The organism is Pseudoalteromonas sp. 31A1 (assembly GCF_011378815.1).
GTDB classification, from domain to species: Bacteria; Pseudomonadota; Gammaproteobacteria; order Enterobacterales; family Alteromonadaceae; genus Pseudoalteromonas; species Pseudoalteromonas arctica.
In genome coordinates, this window is the sequence record NZ_WTKY01000048.1 from 1 (window position 1) to 4,817 (window position 4,817).

At 38.0% G+C, this 4,817-nt stretch carries 6 protein-coding genes; 1 reads left to right on the plus strand and 5 read right to left on the minus strand.

What is annotated here, in order from left to right; all coding sequences use genetic code 11:
* On the plus strand, positions 1-247 hold a 247-nt coding region (locus GQR52_RS20055), incomplete at its 5' end, for a hypothetical protein (RefSeq protein WP_165729578.1).
* A 131-nt stretch (positions 248-378) separates the two neighbouring features.
* Here GQR52_RS20055 and GQR52_RS20600 read toward each other — a convergent pair.
* From GQR52_RS20600 to GQR52_RS20080, 5 genes are all read right to left on the minus strand, one after another.
* Positions 379-846 (minus strand): hypothetical protein, encoded by a 468-nt coding sequence (locus tag GQR52_RS20600; protein WP_240914501.1) that lies wholly within the window; start codon positions 844-846, stop codon positions 379-381.
* A gap of 35 nt (positions 847-881) precedes the next feature.
* Positions 882-1,547 (minus strand): hypothetical protein, encoded by a 666-nt coding sequence (locus GQR52_RS20605; protein WP_240914502.1) that lies wholly within the window; start codon positions 1,545-1,547, stop codon positions 882-884.
* A gap of 184 nt (positions 1,548-1,731) precedes the next feature.
* Positions 1,732-2,718, minus strand: a complete 987-nt coding sequence (locus GQR52_RS20065) for a hypothetical protein (RefSeq protein WP_165729579.1) — start codon at positions 2,716-2,718, stop codon at positions 1,732-1,734.
* A gap of 75 nt (positions 2,719-2,793) precedes the next feature.
* Positions 2,794-3,777 carry a hypothetical protein gene (locus GQR52_RS20070; protein ID WP_165729580.1) on the minus strand — a complete coding sequence of 328 codons (984 nt, stop codon included), beginning with the start codon at positions 3,775-3,777 and terminating at the stop codon, positions 2,794-2,796.
* A gap of 293 nt (positions 3,778-4,070) precedes the next feature.
* On the minus strand, positions 4,071-4,817 hold a 747-nt coding region (locus tag GQR52_RS20080), incomplete at its 5' end, for a hypothetical protein (protein WP_165729581.1).

Sequence of the window (4,817 nt, forward strand, 5' to 3'; positions counted from 1 at the left end):
TTTTTATACTACGGTATTCAAAAAAACGATTAAACTTCGTTTTCTTTGGCATTATTCCAACACCGAAGTAATTATTATTTTGCATCAGGTTCCTTATGCAATTGCTAAATCAGGTGAGGCATTTTCAATTGGCTTTTCAAACGCATCAAAATCTATTGGTAAGGTTAAATTTTCGTTGTATATAAGTATTGGTGTTATTTCAACATCAAACACACTGATACTAGGTGATTCAATTTCAAACTCATAAACTGCAGCATTTAGGCTAAGGCTATTATCATCAAATTCATAATTAAACTAGACAGCCACTCTAATTGTGTTTTTAAAGTTGATTTTTGCATAAGGCAAAACAGCGATTCACACTAACCGCTGTTTTTTACATCACCACACTTCATGTCTGTTTACTTGGCAGTCATCCGGGTCTAAATAAGGTTTTATCTCCTCAGGAAAAGCGTGTTTTTCCGTTATATCTTTATCGATTTTGAAGTAGTGCTCTATCGATTGATATAAATGCGTGCCAAGCGGGATTGATGTATCCATAAAGGTCATGGCTGTTGCATATTGCAGCGAATCCCACTCTCGGTTAAAACCACCCACGTAAAATATTGGTTTAGTGAGACGATAACGTTTCGGGTATTTTAACGGCACCATAAGGGACACAAACACGCGTGAACCACCACGGGCTGAGCCGACATTACGCTTATTTTCACCATAGCAAACAATATCTTCGTAAGGTAAGTAAAACGGTTTTCTAAATAATGTATGCGGAGTTTTTACAAGCCCAGTATGGCGATTAAAGTAAAACTTATCTCGGTACGATAAAATAGCTCGGTGTTTTAACGTAAACACTCCTAAACCAAAGAGCATCACATAGATTGAAGCCATCACCCAGAAATATTCAAACCCGTCCATGATAAGAGCAAGAATATGGAAACCAAATACGAGTAATGCGAGGCTCGTACAACCAAAGCCAAGAATAGTAAATAAATTCGACCACCCCCCAAACCATGAAATAGCAAGTTGTTGCCCATCAGAGCGAACCCAATGTCCCTCAAGTGTTGACCCACTATCTGGGGATTCAAGCTCTGCTGAATATTCATCAGTAAAACGCTTACTTTTAAACGTGCGAGTTTTGAATCTGCAACCATTGAGTGCTTCGGCTTTTTTAATCGCGTTTCATAACTGTCTTTATGTAAGTAATATCTTGGTAGTCGCTCATTGTAGGTTTGTCTATTATCACGGTATTTACTTTTGTTATCGCCTCTCCTTTCGATTTCTAGCATTTTTTCAGGGTTATTTTTTCTAAATTTTTCTCTTCGCACCACCGCTTTTTCATCCAAAGCCAGTTGCTTTGTGGTTTTATCTTTTGCTCTAGCGGGGTCTCGACCAGGATTTTCAGCGCACCACTGTTTAATTGCGTTAATACGGTTTTCTCTTTTTATTTTTTCTCGTTCTTCGTGAGTTAAACCATCTTCCTCTTCAGCAATATAGCGCTTAACTAGCTCACCAAGTATTCTTTCGTCCTCTGATCTTTTATCATCTATGTTCATAGTTACTCCTTTAACAATCTACTTCTTATAAATTAATTACAGCTTGGCTTATAACTTGACCAATGCGGTGACTGTACTTACGGTCATCATTAAAAAATGCAGCCCTGATTTTTCACTCTCATTGTGATAATAAAACTAGACAGCCATTCTAATTATATAAACTAAATCCCGCCATAAAAGGCACTTAAGGGATCCCACACGTTAATTGCATAAATAAACGTTTCGCTTTGTATTTCCAATTAAGTGTTTGTTTTCGCTCGGGCTCAGGCGTCCACCGTAACCATGGTTTGGTGATTTCGGGTTGTGGCTCGTCGCTGTACCAATCTATTTTGTATGCTTCAGCATAGAGCTCATCATAAACTTCTGTTTGTTGTGCAAAGCTCATGTCACGCCAGTAAACCTCAGGGCGATTGTTGTGCTTATCAAACTCAGCGGTAATTGAATCTAGGTGCCTGTAACCCTCATATTCAGGTATATCAGGTAATGGCTTTGTGTTATCCATAAAGCGAACTAATCGTTCCCAAAACAGTAAACAATAAATTGGGTTTTGTGCTAACTCTGTCACTACAATCGTCATTTTTGTTTGTGGGTATTTATCTATGTTTTTATGGGAGAGTCTTGGAAAAAATGCCCGCGAGCCCGACTGTGAGGTGCTTTCGTTTATTAATGAGCATTGCATATCTCGCCAATCAAAGCAGCAATTACCAAATTCATCGCGCTCGTCACAACCAGGAATACCAAAGGTGTAACCTACTTTACCTGTTTGACGGTCAAAATACGCTAACTTAGGAGGCGCCATCCTATCCCAGAGTGGTTGAAGGTTTAAAAATGTAAGGTTCCCTATAAGCACCAAGAATAATAGTGTCAGCGGGTAAGGCTTTGAGCCAAATGGAATCCACCATAATGTAAATAACCCTATAAATGAACTACCTGTGAACCCTAAAAGCATTGGACCAAAGATTAGTGCTCTCATAGGGTCATTACCGCATGAATGGACTTGAAAGCGCTGGGGTTGTGCCTTTAGGCCTAACTTATCGATATATAGCCAACCATAAAGAATACATAATCCACCAAATTGCTTTGTAAGACTTTTGCTTGTTTTAGCATTAAAATATTTATTAAAAATTGTTTTTTTAGCCAGCGGGCCACCTAAGTAATTATAAATAGACATATTATTCCTTTAACAAACTCAAACTATGCATAGCTCAAACTTCCTTTAAGTTATAAAGCAGCTTTTGTAATGCGCTTAAGGTATGCCCATAAACAGCTGTAGCGCTAAACGCTTTGCTTTGTATTTCCAGGTTAGTTTTTCGATACGCTCAGGCTCACCCTTAAAATGCAGCCAAGGTTTAATTATTTCTTCGTTAGGTGTCGCTCTGATCCAATTAAAATGAGCAGCCTCTTTATTAAACGTTTGCCAAATTTCGGCTTGTTGAGCAAGTGAAAAGTCGGTCCAAAATTTATTAGGTCTGTCATTTTTTTTATCAAATTCAGCGGTGAGTTCATCAAGGTGTCGGTAGTTTTCATACTCAGGTACATCAGGAAGTGGTTGGCTGTTGTCCATAAAACGCACTACACGCTCCCAATATAAATAACAGTTCATTGGGTTATTTGAGTTATCTGGCACTTGCACAACAATTTTAGTGTCAGGGTATTTATCCTCATCAACATGACTTATATAGGGTACAAACCCCATTACACCCGGGCGTGTTGCAACCATATCTAAATGGCATACAATATCAGCCCACTTAAAACAACAATTACCCTGCTCATCACGCGCTTCGCAACCAAGGATAGGATAAGTAAAGCCTACTAGCTGCTTTTGTCTATCAAAGTATATTTGTTTTTTGGGGATGTAACTGTCTGTTAGTGGCAGCAAATTAAGAAAAAACAAATTCCAAGAAAAAGTAAGTATAGGTATCCACCAATGATAAGGTTCCTCGGAGTAAGTCATCACAATACAAGAGAATAAAAATAACAAACTTAAAACAAAGCCGATTATGATTGGGCCAAATAATATAACTCTAATTGAGCTATTTCCGCACATTTCTATTTTATATCGCTCTGGGTGTTTTTGTATTGCCTTCTGTTTTTTAGAAGGTAAGTCATACAAATAACATAAGCCTTTAAACTTTTCTTTAAGACTATTTAATCTCTCAGGATAAAAAAAACGATTGAACTGCGTTTTTTTAGGCATAATATCAGCGGCTAGGTAGTCATTATTTTGCATCAGATTCCTTATGCGATTGCTAAATCAGGTGAAGCATTTTCAATTGGCTTTTCAAACGCATCAAAATCTATAGGTAAGGTTAAATTTTCGTTGTATATAAGTGTTGATTTTATTTCAACATCAAACACACTGATACTAGGAGATTCAATTTCAAACTCATAAACTGCAGCATTTAGGCTAAGGCTATTATCATCAAACTCATAATTAAACTAGACAGCCACTCTAATTGTGTTTTTAAAGTTGATTTTTGCACAAGGCAAAACAGCGATTCACACTAACCGCTGTTTTTTACATCACCACACTTCATGTCTGTTTACTTGGCAGTCATCAGGGTCTAAATAAAGTTTTAGCTCCTCAGGAAAAGCGTGTTTTTCCGTTATATCTTTATCGATTTTGAAGTAATGCTCTATCGATTGATATAAATGCGTGCCAAGTGGGATTGATGTATCCATAAAGGTCATGGCTGTGGCGTATGCCAGTGAATCCCATTCACGATTTGAACCACCCACATAAAAAGTAGGCTTGGTAAAGCGATAATGTTTAGGGTATTTTAACGGTACCATGAGTGACACAAATACACGTGAACCACCACGGGCTGAACCGACATTACGCTCATTGGCGCCATAGCAAACAATGTCTTCGTAAGGTAAATAAAACGGTTTTCTAAATAATGTATGCGGAGTTTTTACAAGCCCGGTATGACGATTAAAATAAAAATCATCTCGGTGCGCTAATATGGCCCGGTGTTTCAGCATATAAAAACCTATAATAAACATAGGTGCGTATATAGCAAATGGCACCCACCGATAATCCTCCCACACAAAGCCAATAACACCCAAATCAACGAAAAAAAACAGAACTGCAGCGACCATTAACAAGAAGCTTAGACCAGTAAATAAATTTGACCACCCTCCAAACCATGAAATAGCCAACTGCTTACCATCGCTCTCTACCCAATGTCCCTCAAGTGTTGACCCACTATCTGGGGATTCAAGCTCTGCTGAATATTCATCAGTAAAACGCTTACTTTTAAACGTGCG